The sequence below is a fragment of the uncultured Maribacter sp. genome (assembly GCF_947496775.1).
GTDB lineage: Bacteria > Bacteroidota > Bacteroidia > Flavobacteriales > Flavobacteriaceae > Maribacter_B.
On record NZ_CANMDU010000012.1, the window covers coordinates 68,233 to 85,086 of the forward strand.

A 16,854-nucleotide genomic window follows, 5' to 3' on the forward strand; every position below is an offset into this window, starting at 1 on the left:
AAAACAATGAAAGACAAGATTAGCCCAATAATTCACTCCGTAACTCCCTTATCTATTTCATCTTTAGATAAAATAAATAAACTAGTTACATATAGTTTTCTAAAAAAAGGAGAACCAATAACTAATGTTGGTCAAAATAATAATCTAGAGTACTTTTTAATTAAAGGCATTTGCAAGAGTTTCCTTTATACACCAGAAGGAGAAGATATAACAATTTCCTTCTTTATGTCTGGCTCTATCCTATCACCAAACACAACAAGAAGTTTAGAAGGAAAGTCTATATTAAATATAAGTACATTAACAGATGTGGAAATTGCAACAATTGATGCCGACAAGTTAGAAAGATTAATGATTGAAGATCTAGAAATTAGACATTTTGCAAATACCGTATTAAGGAAAGAACTAATGACAAAAGTTCAAAAAGAAATAGGATTAGCCTCTCTTAAAGCTAAAGACCGATTAGAACGTCTTAGAAAACATTTTCCAAATATTGAGAATCTTGTACCTCATACAGATATTGCTTCTTATTTAGGCATAACAACTATTTCTTTAAGCAGATTAAGAACGCAATCGTAACTCTTATCATTTGTTAATGCACACAATTAATTTATAGACCACTTTTGTTTTAAAAATAAAACAAACTGTATGTCATTTTTAAACTCCATTCTTTTAAAAACATCGTCCGTTAAAAAAATAAGTATCACATTTGTCGCAAGTCATTGTATCCTGTTACTAATGATGGTATATACTTTTCCAGTAATTAATAGTCAAATTGGTACTAAAGCATTTGACCTTCAAAATTTAGGTTATTCTTTATCTACAGCAGAATTAATAATAAGTAACCTTAATAATGAAACCACCAATCTTTACCTATTTCCACAATTAACCCTCTTAGATGTATTTTATCCTTTTCTTTTAGCTTTATTTTTAAGCAGCTTTTTATTTCGTCTTATTAAAATTACAAATAGTAGAACTAGAATAAAAGTTCTTCTTTTGCTTCTTCCTTTTTTAGCAATGGCATTTGATTATTCTGAAAACATATGCATTATCTTAATGATTACAAAGTATGTGGAAATATCTAAATCTTTTGTTTTACTATCTAGCACACTTACCATCTTAAAAAGCTTACTAACTACTTTTTCATGGATAGCTATTTTAATATATGCTATGATGTGGATTAGAATAAAAATCTTGAATAGAAAAGCTAAAACACCTATGGGTAAAACGCAATCTACTTAAACAAGGGTTATATATTATCCAAATTACTAATAGGGAGTAAATAATCTAGAGACAATCCCACTAGGCATTAGAAGAAAAATTAGCATTGATTTAGACGCAAGCGTCGGAGCATTTAAATCTCGATTATCGAGTAACGATTAAGCCAATTTAGCTTTGTTTCTTTTTGTTGTAAATTTTAAAGCTTTCTTTACTTTAGAATTTGTACGCTTATATAAACGAGCAACCTCTGTATTCTTAACTGTAGTTTCCGTTACTATTGTTTTTTCTATAGTAACAACTTTAACTTCTTTAGTGTTGTTTTGAGCTTGAGCAGCTACTCCGATAAAAAGAACAAAGATTAAAGTTAAGATAGTTTTCATGACTTGCGTTTTATATATAATTAAAACGCCCAAAGCCGTATGCAGCTAGGTCACAAAACGCTGAAAACCCTTTATTTTTCGGCAATCTACCTAATCTCGGATGAAGTGTAAAAAATGCTCGATAAACGTATGCTACCTCAAAAACACCTTACCGAACGAATGTGCTTTTTATCCGATTTACAAACCTATCGAAAGTAATAAATTGGGATCAGGACAATTTTTAGAATAAAAAGATATATCCTTTTGTGAACACACCCCTGGATAATCTCCGATTTTCCCTTGTATATCTTTTATTATTTGGAAATGTACATGTGGTGCATAATTCACGTTTATATCCGGTGCCCCCATCTCCCCTATTTTTTCGCCTTGTTGCACATGCTTACCAACATATAAACTTTCCAGAGAAGAAAGAGATAGATGTCCATATAAAGTATAAAAAGTAACTCCGTCTATATTATGTTGCAAAATTATAGTTGGTCCGTAATCTCCAGAGGTACTATTATTTTTAAAACTATGCACTACACCAGGTATTGGAGTTAATACTGTAGTCCCTATAGGCGCCCAAATATCTATTCCCAAATGAATATTCCTAATAGATGCTTTCGTTATATTAAAACTAGCTGTATTGGAATACAAACTTCGTTGTTCTAAATATCCACCAAAAGCTACTTTTGCATTCTTAACTTTTAAAACAGTACTAATGTATTCTTGACAACCAAAGGGAGTTGTTATATTATAGAATTCTAAATCTTTATTCGTAACAGATAAATCTAAGAGAGTATAAGTATTTATAGGAAATCCTGCGTCAATAATAAGCAAAGGTTTTTTAGAAATATTGCATAATGTCTTTTCTAAATCTGTCATACCGTAAACTTATAACAAGAATGCACGTATTTTTAAAAAGTCTATATTTTTAATTAACAACTTTTTAACCTCCCCATATTGTAAGGTGCATTATCTTTTGAGTACTAAAAAAGAAAAATTATGTCTTCCATTAAATTTCTATTACTAGCAACTTCGATACTTTTTACCGTTGGATGTCAATCTAAAATTAAGAAAACTCTTCAGGTAATTCCAGAAGTAGAAGAAGTTGAAACACTAAAATTACCCCCCCAAGAATTAAATAAATACGAAACCGCATATTTTGCTAGTGGTTGTTTTTGGTGTGTAGAAGCTATTTTCGAAAGCGTAAAAGGCGTAAAAGAAGTAGTGTCTGGCTATTCTGGTGGAAAAGAAAAAAATCCCACATATGAAGATGTAGGTTATGGAAAAACAACACATGCGGAAACTGTTGAAGTTTATTATGATCCTAAAGAGATTTCTTTTACGGCTTTGGTTCAAGTTTTTTTTGGTTCGCATGATCCAACCACATTAAACCAACAAGGACCAGATAAAGGAACACAATACCGCTCTATAGCTTTTTACAAAAACGACTCCGAGAAAAAAATTATTACTAGTTATATTAAAGCTTTAAAAGACCAAGATGTATATGACGGTGAAATAATTACTACCCAAGTAACTAAATTTTCGAAGTTCTACAAAGCAGAAGAGTACCACCAAGATTACGAAAAAAGAAACCCAAACAATTCATATATACGCAACGTATCTATCCCTAGGCTTAATCGATTTAAAAAGAATTTTGAAGATTTTTTAAAAGAAAAAGGGGCACATTAAGTAATGCCCGATTTTTTTTAGTGTTTTTTTATTATTAACACCCCTCTAACATATACTTGTTAGAGGGGTGTTCTTTTATCTTAAAAAATTGGAATACTATTAGAACTATACCTTTTTAGTAAGATTCAAATAATAATACAATGCATTTTTTATAAAAAACATAATATATATACTAATAATTTGTAACTTCGTTTCTATTACCGTGTACGAACACGGTATTAATTAATGAGCTCAAAAAGTATACTAATTAACAACTCTATGAAAACCTTATTAAAATCCTTACCCTTTGCTCTTTTACTAATATCTACAGTATTAATTCTTGGTTGTACAGAAGAAAAGAAAGACGCAACCCCATGGATTCCTATTTTTGATGGAGAGACTTTAAACGGATGGATACAAAAAGGAGGCGTGGCAAAATATACCGTAAGAGATGGTTGCATCGTAGGAACCACCGTTAAAAAAACGCCTAATTCCTTTTTAACATCAGAAAAAATGTATGGCGATTTTATTCTGGAATTAGAATATAAAGTAGATTCTAGTATGAATTCTGGGATACAAATAAGAAGCAACAGCTTTCCATATTATCACAATGGCAGAGTACATGGGTATCAAGTAGAAATTGACCCTTCTACCCGAGCTTGGAGTGCTGGAATTTTTGATGAAGCCCGAAGAGGTTGGCTAAACCCCTTAGACAAAAACACCCAAGCCCAAAAAGCTTTTAAGCTACATGATTGGAATCATTATAGAATTGAAGCAATTGGAGATACTTTAAAAACATGGATTAATGATGTTCCTGCTGCTTATTTAATAGATGATAAAACAGCAAGTGGTTTTATTGCATTACAAGTACATAGTATAGGTGGAAATAAGAAAGAAGGGACAGAAATAATATGGAAAAACATTAATATTCTTACAGACAACTTGGCTAAATATTCCAAAAAATCCCCTTTAACTCCTATATACACTAAAAATAAACTTACGGTAAGCGAAGAAAAAGCTGGTTGGGAAATGTTATGGGATGGCAAAACTACACAAGGTTGGAAAGGCGCTAAGCTAGAAGAATTTCCAAAGAATGGTTGGAAAATAGAAAATGGAGAATTAACCGTTTTAGCTTCTGATGGTGCTGAATCTGCTGCTGGCGGAGATATTGTTACTAATGAGCTCTTTTCTGATTTTGAATTAAGTGTCGATTTTAAATTAACTCCTGGTGCCAACAGTGGTATTAAATATTATGTGGACACGGAGTTAAATAAAGGAGCAGGCTCTTCTATAGGCTTAGAATATCAAATATTAGACGATGCATTGCATCCCGATGCAAAAAAAGGAAATCATGAAGGAAGTAGAACTGTTTGTTCTTTATACGATTTAATTAAAGCCGATCCGAATAAGCCAATGAAAGCTATTGGAGAATGGAATACTGCTTATATATCTTCTATAAACAATCATGTAGAGCATTGGCTAAATGGCGTAAAAGTTCTGGAATACGAAAGAAAGAGTCCAGAATATTTAAAACTGGTATCTGAAAGCAAATATAAAAAATGGCCCAATTTTGGAGAACTAGAAAAAGGACAATTACTACTTCAGGATCATGGAAATAAAGTTTCCTTTAAAAACATAAAAATAAATAGAGCACCAAAAAAGTAAAGTATGAACTCTAGAAGAAATTTTATAAAAAAAACTACTGCAGGAACTGCTGCTATGACCGTAGGCGGATTAATTTTACCTAGTTCCAGTTATGCCGGTATTCTTGGTGCGAATGACCGTATTCACTGCGCAATAATAGGTGTTCGTAGTAGGGCAAAATCTCACGTTCTTGCTATTCATCAAGATAAAAATGTAAAAATTTTATACAATTGTGATGTAGATGATACTATTATAGAAGAGCATAATATATGGTGCAAGGAAAACATTGGTTATGTTCCTAAAGTAGAAAAAGATTTTAGAAAAGTACTGGAAGACAAAAAGGTAGATGCTATTTTCATTGCTACTCCTGAACATTGGCATGCACCAATGGCTATTATGGCCATGCAAGCTGGCAAACATGTATATGTAGAAAAACCATGTAGTCATAATCCTCATGAGAATGACCTTTTAGTAGCTGCCCAAAAAAAATATGGCAAAAAAGTGCAAATGGGTAACCAACAGCGCTCCGCACAAACATCCATACTGGCTATAAAAGAAATAGAAGAGGGCATTATTGGCAATGTTTATAAAGGAGAAGCTTATTACTCTAACAATAGAGGCTCTATTGGTATAGGTAATAAAATAGAAGTTCCCTCCACATTAGATTGGGAATTATGGCAAGGTCCGGCACCTAGAACAGATTACAAAGATAATATCCACCCGTATAATTGGCACTGGTTTCATAACTGGGGCACTGGAGAAATCCATAATAATGGTACACATGAAATAGATATATGCCGCTGGGCACTTGGCGTTGATTTACCGGAAAGCGTAACCTCTTTTGGTGGTAAATACACCTATGAAGACGACTGGGAATTTGTAGATAACCAACAAGTAACTTATAAATTTAAGGATGATAAGTTTTTAACATGGACTGGTCATAGCCGTGGAAAAATACAACCAAAACAACCTGGAAGAGGTGCTACAATATATGGCAGCAAAGGCTCTATTACTTTAAGTAGAAATGCTTATAATTTATTTGCTTTAGATGGCTCCCTTATAAAAACGGAAAAAGAAGTAGGACAAAGTGCTACTACAAACACCAGAGGTGATGGAAGTTTAGACGTGTCTCATGTTGGCAATTTCTTTGACGCTATTCGTGAAGATAAAAGTTTACATTCAGACATTCAGGACGCCAGTATTTCTACCATGTTATGTCATCTAGGTAATATGGCGCAGGACGCAGGAGAAACACTTAAAATTGATACTACAACAGGAAAAATAACCAACAATGCCAAAGCAATGGAAAGTTGGAAAAGAGAATACGCTGCGGGTTGGGAGCCTAAATTATAACATATGAACAGAAGAGATTTCGTATTAAAAAGTAGCTTAGCTACGGCAGCTATAACATCTTCAACAAGTGTTATGGCCAACATATTAAGCAAAAAAAACACTATTAACGAAGTTAATATTGGAATAATAGGAACCGGGGATCGTGGTAGTGGTCTAATTCCTTTCATAAATGATATAAAAAACTTAAATGTTTTAGCTTGTTGCGATACACTTCCTTTTCGTTTGGAAAACGGATTAAGTAAAGTTTCGGAAAAAGCTAAAGGATATACGGACTACAGAAAACTTTTAGACAATAAAAATATTGATGCCGTACTTATTTCGACTCCGTTTAATACACACTCTAAAATTGCAATGGATGCCATAGATGCTGGAAAACATGTATACTGTGAAAAAACAATGGCCAAAGGCTTAGACGGTATTCAACATTTAATAAATAAAACAAAAGATTCTAGTAAAATATTTCAAACAGGACACCAATACCATAGTTCCCGTCTTTATACACATGTGGTAAAACTTATAAAAGAAGGTAAAGTTGGAAAAATTTCTTCTTTTGAATGTCAATGGAACAGAAATGGTAATTGGAGAAGACCGGTGCCAAAACCCGAATATGAAAAAGCCATAAATTGGAGAATGTATAGAGAATTCTCTGGAGGTTTGGTTGCCGAATTATGTTCGCACCAAATAGATTTTGTGAATTGGGTACTAGAAGAAACCCCAAATAAAGCAATGGGCTATGGAGGGATAGATTATTGGAAAGATGGAAGAGAAACTTATGACAACATACATTTATTATACCATTACCCTAGTGGTGTAAAAGCTTCATTTACTTGCTTAACCAGCAATGCAAAAGATGGTTATCAAATTAAAGTAAAAGGGGATAAAGGAACAATTATTATGGGCACTAGAAATGCCTTTTTCTATCCAGAAGGAATAAAAGAAAAGAAACTCGGAATGGTAGATGGAGTTGCGGGTGCAACAGTATCTTTTGACAAAAATAAAGGGTACCCTATAAAAATAGAGCACCAAAACCCTAGTAAACAAGCTTTACAAGATTTCAGAGATAGTATTTTATCTAACTCCATCCCTATATCTAACTTAACTACTGGTGCAAATACTGCAATAGCCGTTGAAATGGGACTAAAAGCCATGCACAATAACACGATAATAGATTGGCCTAGTGAAATTAAATTTTGATATTTTGTAGGAAAAATACTACTTTTTAATTAAAAAATATTTATCTTCAAGTAACAAACCCAAATTTGTTTACTTATGAAGTTCTCTACATTGGTATTTATTGTTGTATTATTTTCTTCATGTCATACAGTCCCTAAAAAGGAAGACCATCAAATAATTGAAGTTCTCAAAACGAATAAACCATACATTATTGATGGTAAAGGTTCCGAAAGTTTCTGGAACCATTGCTCCTGGTATAACATAGATCAAAACTGGAAAGGAAAATCATACTCTCATGAGGACTTTCATGGTAGATATAAAATAAGTTGGAGCAATAACGAGCTCCTACTTCTAGTTGAAATAACAGATGACACTCTTTATTCTCCATATAAAGAACCTTTTAAACTTTGGTGGAATAACGATTCTTTACAAATATTTATCGATGAAGATAATTCCGGCGGACTACATCAATACAATCATAATGCTTTTGCCTATAACCTAGCATTAAACAACAATACACTTGATGTTAATACGAGAAAAAAACCGCAACTATATAATGAACATATAACATATCAAAGAATTACCAAAAACACCCTAAGTACATGGGAAATTTCAATTAAAGTACATAAAGAAGGTTTTGACTCTATTCAAAATTATAGCATAGAAGAACTATCAAAAAATAAAAAAATAGGTTTCGCTTTAGCTTATTCCGATAATGATAGAAGTACGGAAAGAGAAAATTTTATTGGTTCGGTATATATACCTGGAGAAGATAAAAATCAGGCTTGGATAAATGCTGACATTTTTGGAACTTTAATTTTAAAAGAATAACCAAAAGGCAAAAATAAATCAATGACTATTTTAACACAATATCGCTATACTTTGCCTTAATAGTAACTTTTTTATTTAAATCTACCTTAGACTCGTTTCTACAAGTTATTATATTCCCTTTATCTTCTTTAACCAAACCTAAAGACTCCGGACAATCCACATTACTAGCCTTTCCTTCTACATATAATAAACAAGACTTATCTGGTAGCTCGCATATAAATTCTGCATTTTGCATAGATACATCTATTTTCTCAAAACCATCATCTATGTAATTAATCTGTAAAGGCCCAAATTTATTATTAACGATTACAGTTTTATACACTTTATCTATAATCACATCAGTAGACGTACTATTTAGATTCAAATACAAAACTTCATCGATGGTTACAAATTCAGAATAATTAGCTTTTAAATTTCCATAGTTCCATTTTTGCACGCTCACGGGAGAATAAGAGGCTATAATCATAGTTTCATTTCCATCTATAGTATCTCCAAATAAATTACTGTGAGAAAGGGTAGCTTTAAGATTTCTTGTGTTTTCCGCTAATTTTACCTCGCCATGCCTAACATTCATTTTAATTTTAATGGACTTTGGCACTGTAATTTTAATAGCCTTCTTAATTTTAAATTTTTTCGAGGCGCCATTATTTGTATAATAAAAAGTGTTTCTTCCTGTATTAGAATTCCTCCCAATAATAGCGCTCCTTCTAGCCTGTCTTTGTGCTTCTCTTCTCTTTTCTAAAACAATAACTCTTTCCTCTTGAGCTTCTTGTCTTTTTCTTTGCGCTATCTCCCTTTTTTCATTTCGTTTTGCAAGAAGCTTTTCTCTTTTAACTGCCATTTCCTCCTGTTTCTCTTCCATGCGCTCACTCCATGCTACAATTTTTTTCTGATAATCTTTATTAAACGATTTTTCAAACTCTTTTTGCCATTTTTTTAAATATACATCGCCCTCTTTTTTATAAGCTTTATAATCAAAATTAAATTTAGCCATAGGCGGCAAAGGCGGCATCTTTGGTAATTCTGGAGCTTCAACGATTTCTACAAATTGCTCTATTTCTGGCATTTCTGGTATCTCCGGAATTTCAGGCAATTCAACATGAAGTTCATTGAATACAAAATCCGAAGTGTTAAAAAACAAATTGTCTTCACAATCCGTGGTTATGCTAATTTTTTTACTATTACCAAGTATAGAAATAACATCATCATTTAAAAACTCTTTAGCCTCCTGATCCGTGGCGCCTTCTAAAAAAACAGTAGCTTGGATAAGAACTTCGTTTTTATCCCAAGTTTTAAATTCAATATCAGCATAACTAGTATTAATTTCTAGTACTGCACTATCTTTTACCATAAAAGATTCTTGAATTTTTTTACTTTGATTTTGCGCAAAAGAAACGTTTGTAAACAATATTATCGCAGCGATTACTTGCTTAATATTTATTTTAAATGACTTGTTCATTTTTTGATGATTTTAATTGATTTATCTTCTTCTTTAATTTTTGCAATAGCTGTAAACGTAATTGCAAATTCTTTATAATTGCAGAAATGGTCTGATCATTAGGACCAATTCTATTTAGCTCTTTATTAAGAATTTCATATTCTTCGTTTAAAGTTCCCAACTGTTCCATAAAACTATCTACCATAGTTTTATTTTCTTCAGAAATTTGCAAATCTGACAATTCTAAATTTATATTCGCTACGTAATAATTTTCTACTTTTTTTAAATCAGGAGAAAGATCTCCTAAAGAAATTCCTTCTTCCTTTTCTAATACACTATTCTTAGAAACTATCGTTGTTTTTATCTCCTCAGGAGCACCGAAGTAATTGTAGCTATATATACCTACGCTAACCAATACTAAAATTGTTGCTGATATTTTATAAAAATTAAAACCAAATCCAGCGGATTTAGGCATTTCCGTTTCTAGTTTTTTAAGAAAGCGATCCTCATGTCCTTTTTTTAAAAGTTGTCTATATCCTTTTCTCTCCTCTTCGAAAAGCTCTCTAAGATCCTGTCCCATATCCTTTTTCTTTTAATATCTCTTTTAAATAACCTTTTCCCCTTAACAATCTTGTTCTACATGCCGTTGGCGTAATACATAGTACTTCTGATATTTCATTATGATCAAATCCTTCCAACAAATACATTAACACCACGTATTTATATTTCTCAGAAAGACTATCTATAGCCCTTCTAATTTCATTTATGGTAACTCTATTCTCTATAGTCCAATCTTCATCTTCCACAACATGCATAACTCCTTCATCTAAAGCCACTAATTTTTCTTGCTTCGTTTTTAAAAAATCTATACTCTTATTAACTACTATTCTCTTTAACCATGCGCCAAAGGTTACTTCTCCTTTAAATTGATCTATTTTCTGAAAAGCTTTTACAAATGATTCTTGTAAAACATCTTCGGCATCATCCTCATTTTTAACAAATCTCATGGCAACACAATACATACCATCGCAATATTGTTTATACAATTTTAATTGCGCTTTACGATTGTTAGCTTTACACTTTTCTACTAAGTCAATTTGAAACATTGGTAAGTTTCTGTCTTTTTTGGTTGCTTTGTTAAACTAAGGACGATAAAATTATATTGATGTTGCAGAAAACATTTATTTTTATACTGATTTTAAAAAAATGTCCTTTTGAAACAAGTTACTATAAATAATAGTTTTATCACACTTATTGTTTTAGACTACGGAGCCGTTATTCAAAAAATACTTGTAAAAGATAAAAACGGAAAATCCACTAATGTAGTTGTGGGGTATGATTATCCTAGTAAATATTTAACCGACGAATTTTATCTTGGCGCATGCGTTGGGCGATATGCAGGGCGCATATCCAATGGTGGATTTGAAATCGACAGAGATGAGTTTTATATTCATTCTAAAAATGGGGTACACTTGCATGGTGGAAAAGATAATTTCAGTAAAAAACATTGGAAAATAGTTGAAGTAAACTATAAAACTGACCCCTATGTTAAATTACAATACAAAAGTAAACATCTAGAAGAAGGCTACCCAGGAAACCTTATTGCAACAGTTACTTACAAACTAATAAACAATGCTTTACATATAATACACGAAGCAACTACGGATCGTTCTACGGTAGTAAACTTGACCAATCATTCTTACTTTAGGTTAGATGATGAAGATTATATTGATGATTATGATTTACAACTTAATTGCCCCGAATTTTTAGAAACAACAAGGCAATTATTACCAACAGGAGCAACACAAACGGTTCGTGGTACAGAGTATGATTTTATTAGAAATCGAAGAATTGGGAGCACAAGATTAGACACTCCTTTTGTCCTTGATTTAAGTAACGAAAAAGTGGGAGAACTAATTTCTCACAAAACAGGTATATCTATGGAAGCATATACAAACCAACCAGCAGTGGTCATTTATACACCAGAGGGCTTTCCTGCAATTTGTTTTGAAACGCAAAATTATCCAGATGCTCCGAACCAAAAACATTTTCCTAACAGTGTTTTAAGACCCGGAGAAAAATACCATAATGTTGCTATTTTTAAGTTTGATTTAGTACATTAGACCAAATCACCTAAATCATTACACTATGAAAAAGTTAAAATGGCTATTAATTATATTGGCCAGTATTGCCTTATTAATGAAGTTTGTAGCTATGCCGTATATGCAGGAACAAACTAAAAAACACAGCCCTGAAAAAGTTGCTAGCTATCATAAAAACAATAAAGATTTAAAAGTCACTTATTCAAGTCCGTCAAAAAAAGGAAGAGTTCTATTCGGGGAATTGATTCCGTTTAACCAAGTTTGGAGAACAGGAGCCAATGAACCAACTTCTTTTATTACGGAAACCGACATTAAAATTATTGACAAGAATCTTCCTGCCGGAATCTATTCTTTATGGACTATACCTAATAAAGATCATTGGGATATTATTTTTAATAGTGAAATGCCAGAATGGGGTGTTACTATATTAAGTGGAGGGAAAGAAACTACCAGAAACCCCGAAATGGATGTTGTAAATGTTCAAGTTCCAGTTACAAATATTCCTCAAACAATAGAGCAATTTACAATTGATTTTGAAGAGCAAAACAATTTGGCTTTATCTTTATCTTGGGATACTACCAAAGTAAATATTCCTATTAAATAAAGGTTGCTATTTAGATTCTAAAATTGTTGGGCGCACTAGCAATAAAAACATAACTTTGCGGCAATTTTAAATTTACTCTATGGGGCCTGTTACGAATTCTCTACTTTCTATTGTTGTTCCTCTATATAACGAGGAAGACAATGTTGTACTATTAACAGAAAAAATTCATGAAAGTTTGGTGGGGTACAATTACCAAATTATTTATATAGATGATTTTTCTTCTGATAGCACTAGGAAAGTTGTTAAAGGCATGAAAGATAATAGTATTCATTTTATTGAGCTAAAAAAGAACTATGGACAAAGTTTAGCTCTTGCAGCAGGTTTAGATTATGCGGAAGGTGAATATATTATTACAATGGATGGTGATTTACAAAATGACCCTAGTGATATACCCGAGATGCTACGCTTTGCTGTTGAGGGAGAACATGACCTTATTACTGGAATAAGACAAAAAAGAAAAGACTCGTTAGTTAAAAAAATACCATCCAAAATAGCCAACTTTTTAGTAAGACGAGTTACTAAATTAGATATTAAAGATAACGGTTGTGCTCTAAAAGTTTTTACTAAAGACATTGCTAAAGAGCTAAATTTATATGGAGAAATGCACCGTTTTATAACCTTACTTGCTTTCTTAGAAGGAGCTCAAATAAAACAAGTCCCCGTTAAACACCATGCGAGAAACGCAGGAGTATCTAAATACGGTTTGGAGCGCGTTTTTAAGGTGGTTGCAGATATGGCTTTGCTACTTTTTATTCGTAAGTATTTTCAAAGACCCATACATTTATTTGGTATTATTGGTGCTCTATTAATATTTGCAGGTTTAGGTATTAATGCTTATTTACTTATAGTAAAATTTGGCCTAGGAGAAGATATTGGTAGTAGACCACTACTAACGGCTGGTATGATGTTTATTTTTGCGGGCATCCAATTATTTACTATTGGCATTGTAATGGAGTTACTGATACGAACCTATTACGAATCTCAAAATAAAAGGCCGTATAGAATTAAAAAAGTATTTGTTGGTGACAAAGCCTCCTAAGCACATTACAACAGCTCTAAAAGTTATTATTAGCGCTATTCTTATCTATTTTATTTTCACTAAAATAGATATTAATGAAATAGGCGCTGTCCTAAAAAAAGCTAATCCTTTCTATATAGTATTTGCAGTTATTTTATTCGTTTTTTCTAAAGCAATTGCTTCTGTAAGGCTTAACCTCTATTTTCATCAGTTAAAAGTTCATCTCACAGAGAAAAGCAATCTAAAACTATATCTTTTAGGCATGTTCTATAATTTATTCTTACCTGGGGGTATTGGTGGAGATGCCTACAAAGGGTATTTGATAAAAAAACAATTTAAAGTTGACACAAAAAAAATAGTCTCCGTATTAGTTATAGACCGTTTAAGTGGACTATTACTCCTATTTATCTTCGCCTGCGCATTAAGTGTTATTATTGATATAGGATGGCTACAAAACTTAAAAATTTTAATTATAACTACCCTCTTTGCAAGCGTGCTTGTTTTTTGGTTTCTCATTAAAAAATTTTTTAATTATATTTTATCAGTTTTTTGGACTTCTTTTATCTTTTCTGCTCTAGTACAATTAGCGCAACTAGGGAGTATATTCTTAGTCCTAATGTCTTTAGGTATAGAAACAGATTTAATAGGATATTTGTTGATTTTTTTAATATCCTCCATAGTCTCGGTAATTCCATTAACTATTGGTGGAATTGGCAGTAGAGAAATAACCTTCTTTTATGGAGCAACGCTCTTAGGGCTAAACGAAACCGTATCTTTAAGTATTAGCATGCTTTTTTTCTTAATTACGGCTTCTGTTTCTTTTTTTGGAATACTTTACCATTTTAAGAAACCTGAATTAAAGGAAATCAGCTTTACCTCAAGAGTAGGAAATGACTAAATAGAAATTTTCCATATTATTTATTTAAATATTGATTGTCGAATACATCTAAATAAACAAACCTCCCTTTATATAAGAAAGTTAATATATGTGTATTAAATGCATCTTATGAAGCACTTTTTTACGAGTAGTAGGGTTTAAAAATTTTGCCTGCAAACGAGTAATTCTAAATTGTTTAACCGTTAATTGATTATCCCAGTCTAAACCCAATTTTTGCAATTGTTGCAAATCTGTATCACTACCATAAACCCAATAGTCATGCTTTCCTTTTAACTCTTGCACAGTAGCTATATGTACAGGTTTCTGGTTATAAAAATCTAAAGACCATGTGTAATTTGAGGATATTTTATATATTTTATCTGTGGGTATTCCTTCTTCCTTAATTTTTTTAGCCATGGACGAGCCTGCTTGATATTTTAATAAATTGGGATAAAAATGCGTATTAAGCACCAGGTTTAAAAGTACTGCGCTTCCGGCGGCTATACTTATTATCCTAAAATAATATGCTTCTCTTTTTAAACAAAAATATAATACTATAATAGACACCGTTAAAAACCCTCCACAAACGAGCATCGGTTTGTCTTTAAACACAAAAAAGCAAAATAAACTAGATGCAATAAATACAATTCCTAAAATAAAGTATTGCACTCCCAAAAGGTACTTAGTAGTTTTAAGTTCATTTTTTAGGCTCAAATTATATAAATAAGAAGCGGTAAGTACTGCAAATAAAGGAATTGTTACATTTAGATAGTGCGGCAACTTAAACTGCGCAAAACTTATAATTAAGAAAATTACAGTTATACCTCCGATAGTTAAAAACTCCTGGTTTTGTTCTTTTCTAAACTTAGTCTGGATAATTAACTTAGCCTTGTTCCAATAAGCTACTAAACCAATTACTGTCCATGGCAGAAACACCCATAAAAAAGTATGAAAGAAGAAAAAATAATCGCTACTATTCTTCCCTATTCCATCACCACTAAGGCGTTCAAAACTCTGCTCCCAAAAAATAAAGAAAATTCCACTTCTATGGTCCTTGCCGCGAATTACTTTTTCCGGATGCAAATCAAACTGATGGTAATAAGCATATAACATAGGGGCTATGCAAATTCCAAAAACTAGTAAAGCTATTATTACTTTCCAATGCAACAGCGCTTTCCATTTTCTAGCATATGCCATATGACATAGTAACGGTAATCCCAAAACTAGAATAGCAATTTGCCCTTTAGTAGAAAAGGCTATTGCTGCACCAAAAGCCCCTAAAGAAATAGAAAGTAGAGATTTAGTTTCTATATATTCTGCTAATTTCCAAATAGCAAAAATGGTAAATCCTGTTAATACAGCATCTGTCCTAACATCTATATTGGATAAGAAAATAGTTTGGGCTGTCATAAAAATTAATGCTGCCAACTTTCCAGTTGGTCTATTGTACAATAACTTCCCTAAACCATAACAACTATAAGCACCCAATAAAGAAGATAATATACCTGGGATTCTATAAGCCCAATCCTGCAGACCAAATATTTTAAAAGATAAAGCAGCTAACCAATAATGCATATGTGGCTTATCTAAATACTCATTAGGGCCTTTAAATAAATTTAAGAAATCATTTTCTTGAACCATTCGCATTGCCATTACTGCAAATTGCGCCGAATCGTTCTCAAAAAGAGTTACAAACATCCCAGTAATATATACCAGAATAATAAGAAGCATAAAAAACCAATATCTTTTGTTAGATATCATATAGGAAATTTCTGAAGTGCAAATATATATAACTTTGTAAACAACCAACCCAAAAATACACCTATAGCCGTTCCTGTAAGTATGTCCAAAGGAAAATGAACTCCGATATACACTCTACTATACGCCACCATTGCTGCCCAAAACAACAACACAACACCAATATAATTATATTTTTCTTTCATTATTCTTGTAAAGAATATTGCTACTGCAAACGAATTAGCCGCATGCGCTGAAAAGTAACCATATTTACCCCCGCAATAACTTTTTACAAGTCGCATAAGCGTATTTACCTCATCATCATGACAGGGTCTTAGTCGTTGCACTCCATATTTAAAAAAGTTCGCTAGTTGGTCTGTAACCCCAATCATAATCCCAACAGTTATCAATAACAACACTGTTTTCTTTACCCCCAATGTCTTATAGGATAAAAAAAGTAAAACTAAATAAAGAGGAATAGAGTTGACTTTATTAGTAATAAATAACCAAAAACCATCCCACGTTGTACTTCCTAAATTATTTAGCTGTAAAAAAATAGATTTATCTAACTGTACAAGTTGCTCTAGCATAGCTAACTATTCTTCGTATCTGGCAACTTCTCTATCATAAAAACTAGACGCTTCGGCAATCAGCGTTTCTGCTTCTTCCTCTAGTTCCTTCTCATCCTCTTTCGTGAAATCTTCTAACCATTCGACCTCGTCATCTTCTAAGTTAATAATAAACCTAGGGTATTCTGTATGCACTACAAAAATAGCGGTTGGATAATCTGTATTATCTCCTAATAAAAATTTTGGAAATTCCATGG

The 16,854-nt window shown here is 32.2% G+C and carries 19 protein-coding genes; 11 read left to right on the plus strand and 8 right to left on the minus strand.

All coding sequences use genetic code 11. From position 1 onward, the window contains the following. The first annotated feature begins 6 nt into the window (after window positions 1-6). Both Q0856_RS16400 and Q0856_RS16405 read left to right on the plus strand, forming a co-directional pair. Window positions 7-576, plus strand: a complete 570-nt coding sequence (locus tag Q0856_RS16400; RefSeq protein WP_298506796.1) for a Crp/Fnr family transcriptional regulator — start codon at window positions 7-9, stop codon at window positions 574-576. 69 nt (window positions 577-645) lie between these two features. Continuing rightward, window positions 646-1,239 (plus strand): hypothetical protein, encoded by a 594-nt coding sequence (locus tag Q0856_RS16405; RefSeq protein WP_298506799.1) that lies wholly within the window; start codon window positions 646-648, stop codon window positions 1,237-1,239. A gap of 137 nt (window positions 1,240-1,376) precedes the next feature. Here Q0856_RS16405 and Q0856_RS16410 read toward each other — a convergent pair whose 3' ends face one another. After that, the gene (locus tag Q0856_RS16410; RefSeq protein WP_298472543.1) at window positions 1,377-1,598 is read right to left on the minus strand and encodes a hypothetical protein; all 222 of its coding nucleotides are present in this window, start codon (window positions 1,596-1,598) and stop codon (window positions 1,377-1,379) included. Between the two features lie 177 nt (window positions 1,599-1,775). Next, complete coding sequence (locus Q0856_RS16415; protein ID WP_298506802.1) at window positions 1,776-2,462, minus strand: peptidoglycan DD-metalloendopeptidase family protein; 687 nt, start codon at window positions 2,460-2,462, stop codon at window positions 1,776-1,778. 120 nt (window positions 2,463-2,582) lie between these two features. Here Q0856_RS16415 and msrA point away from each other — a divergent pair, with 120 nt between their 5' ends. The 5 genes from msrA (at window position 2,583) to Q0856_RS16440 (ending at window position 8,252) form a co-directional block, all read left to right on the plus strand. Beyond that, on the plus strand, window positions 2,583-3,272 hold the full coding sequence (gene msrA / locus Q0856_RS16420; protein ID WP_298506804.1) for a peptide-methionine (S)-S-oxide reductase MsrA: 690 nt from the start codon (window positions 2,583-2,585) through the stop codon (window positions 3,270-3,272). A 258-nt stretch (window positions 3,273-3,530) separates the two neighbouring features. Beyond that, window positions 3,531-4,916: a DUF1080 domain-containing protein gene (locus Q0856_RS16425; RefSeq protein WP_298506807.1), complete on the plus strand. Its 1,386-nt coding sequence runs from the start codon at window positions 3,531-3,533 to the stop codon at window positions 4,914-4,916. Between the two features lie 3 nt (window positions 4,917-4,919). Continuing rightward, window positions 4,920-6,248: a Gfo/Idh/MocA family oxidoreductase gene (locus Q0856_RS16430; protein ID WP_298506810.1), complete on the plus strand. Its 1,329-nt coding sequence runs from the start codon at window positions 4,920-4,922 to the stop codon at window positions 6,246-6,248. A 3-nt stretch (window positions 6,249-6,251) separates the two neighbouring features. Beyond that, window positions 6,252-7,442 carry a Gfo/Idh/MocA family oxidoreductase gene (locus tag Q0856_RS16435; protein ID WP_298506813.1) on the plus strand — a complete coding sequence of 397 codons (1,191 nt, stop codon included), beginning with the start codon at window positions 6,252-6,254 and terminating at the stop codon, window positions 7,440-7,442. Window positions 7,443-7,517: 75 nt separating this feature from the next. Beyond that, window positions 7,518-8,252 carry a sugar-binding protein gene (locus Q0856_RS16440; RefSeq protein ID WP_298472568.1) on the plus strand — a complete coding sequence of 245 codons (735 nt, stop codon included), beginning with the start codon at window positions 7,518-7,520 and terminating at the stop codon, window positions 8,250-8,252. Between the two features lie 25 nt (window positions 8,253-8,277). On the opposite strand, the gene Q0856_RS16445 is transcribed toward Q0856_RS16440, so the two are convergent. The 3 genes from Q0856_RS16445 to Q0856_RS16455 are packed head-to-tail and all read right to left on the minus strand — an operon-like array spanning window position 8,278 to window position 10,796. Beyond that, window positions 8,278-9,711: a hypothetical protein gene (locus Q0856_RS16445; RefSeq protein ID WP_298472570.1), complete on the minus strand. Its 1,434-nt coding sequence runs from the start codon at window positions 9,709-9,711 to the stop codon at window positions 8,278-8,280. Next, entirely contained in the window at window positions 9,695-10,270 is a 576-nt protein-coding gene (locus Q0856_RS16450) for a hypothetical protein (RefSeq protein ID WP_298472573.1), read from the minus strand. Before Q0856_RS16450 ends, Q0856_RS16445 begins: the two co-directional genes overlap by 17 nt. Then, the gene (locus Q0856_RS16455; protein WP_298506816.1) at window positions 10,254-10,796 is read right to left on the minus strand and encodes an RNA polymerase sigma factor; all 543 of its coding nucleotides are present in this window, start codon (window positions 10,794-10,796) and stop codon (window positions 10,254-10,256) included. Before Q0856_RS16455 ends, Q0856_RS16450 begins: the two co-directional genes overlap by 17 nt. A gap of 108 nt (window positions 10,797-10,904) precedes the next feature. On the opposite strand from Q0856_RS16455, the gene Q0856_RS16460 reads away from it, so the two are divergent. The 4 genes from Q0856_RS16460 (at window position 10,905) to Q0856_RS16475 (ending at window position 14,312) form a co-directional block, all read left to right on the plus strand. Further along, window positions 10,905-11,813: an aldose epimerase family protein gene (locus Q0856_RS16460; protein WP_298506818.1), complete on the plus strand. Its 909-nt coding sequence runs from the start codon at window positions 10,905-10,907 to the stop codon at window positions 11,811-11,813. Window positions 11,814-11,838: 25 nt separating this feature from the next. Further along, entirely contained in the window at window positions 11,839-12,396 is a 558-nt protein-coding gene (locus Q0856_RS16465) for a DUF2911 domain-containing protein (RefSeq protein WP_298506821.1), read from the plus strand. A 79-nt stretch (window positions 12,397-12,475) separates the two neighbouring features. Further along, window positions 12,476-13,435 carry a glycosyltransferase family 2 protein gene (locus tag Q0856_RS16470; RefSeq protein WP_298506824.1) on the plus strand — a complete coding sequence of 320 codons (960 nt, stop codon included), beginning with the start codon at window positions 12,476-12,478 and terminating at the stop codon, window positions 13,433-13,435. Then, entirely contained in the window at window positions 13,419-14,312 is an 894-nt protein-coding gene (locus Q0856_RS16475; protein WP_298506827.1) for a lysylphosphatidylglycerol synthase transmembrane domain-containing protein, read from the plus strand. Before Q0856_RS16470 ends, Q0856_RS16475 begins: the two co-directional genes overlap by 17 nt. Window positions 14,313-14,393: 81 nt before the next feature. Here the strand turns inward: Q0856_RS16475 and Q0856_RS16480 are convergent, their stop codons facing one another. The 3 genes from Q0856_RS16480 to Q0856_RS16490 are packed head-to-tail and all read right to left on the minus strand — an operon-like array spanning window position 14,394 to window position 16,852. Further along, window positions 14,394-16,052, minus strand: a complete 1,659-nt coding sequence (locus Q0856_RS16480; RefSeq protein WP_298506830.1) for a glycosyltransferase family 39 protein — start codon at window positions 16,050-16,052, stop codon at window positions 14,394-14,396. Beyond that, window positions 16,049-16,618 carry a phosphatase PAP2 family protein gene (locus Q0856_RS16485; protein ID WP_298506832.1) on the minus strand — a complete coding sequence of 190 codons (570 nt, stop codon included), beginning with the start codon at window positions 16,616-16,618 and terminating at the stop codon, window positions 16,049-16,051. The genes Q0856_RS16480 and Q0856_RS16485 overlap by 4 nt, the downstream gene beginning before the upstream one ends. Before the next feature lie 6 nt (window positions 16,619-16,624). Continuing rightward, entirely contained in the window at window positions 16,625-16,852 is a 228-nt protein-coding gene (locus tag Q0856_RS16490; RefSeq protein WP_298472590.1) for a hypothetical protein, read from the minus strand. Window positions 16,853-16,854 lie beyond the last annotated feature (2 nt).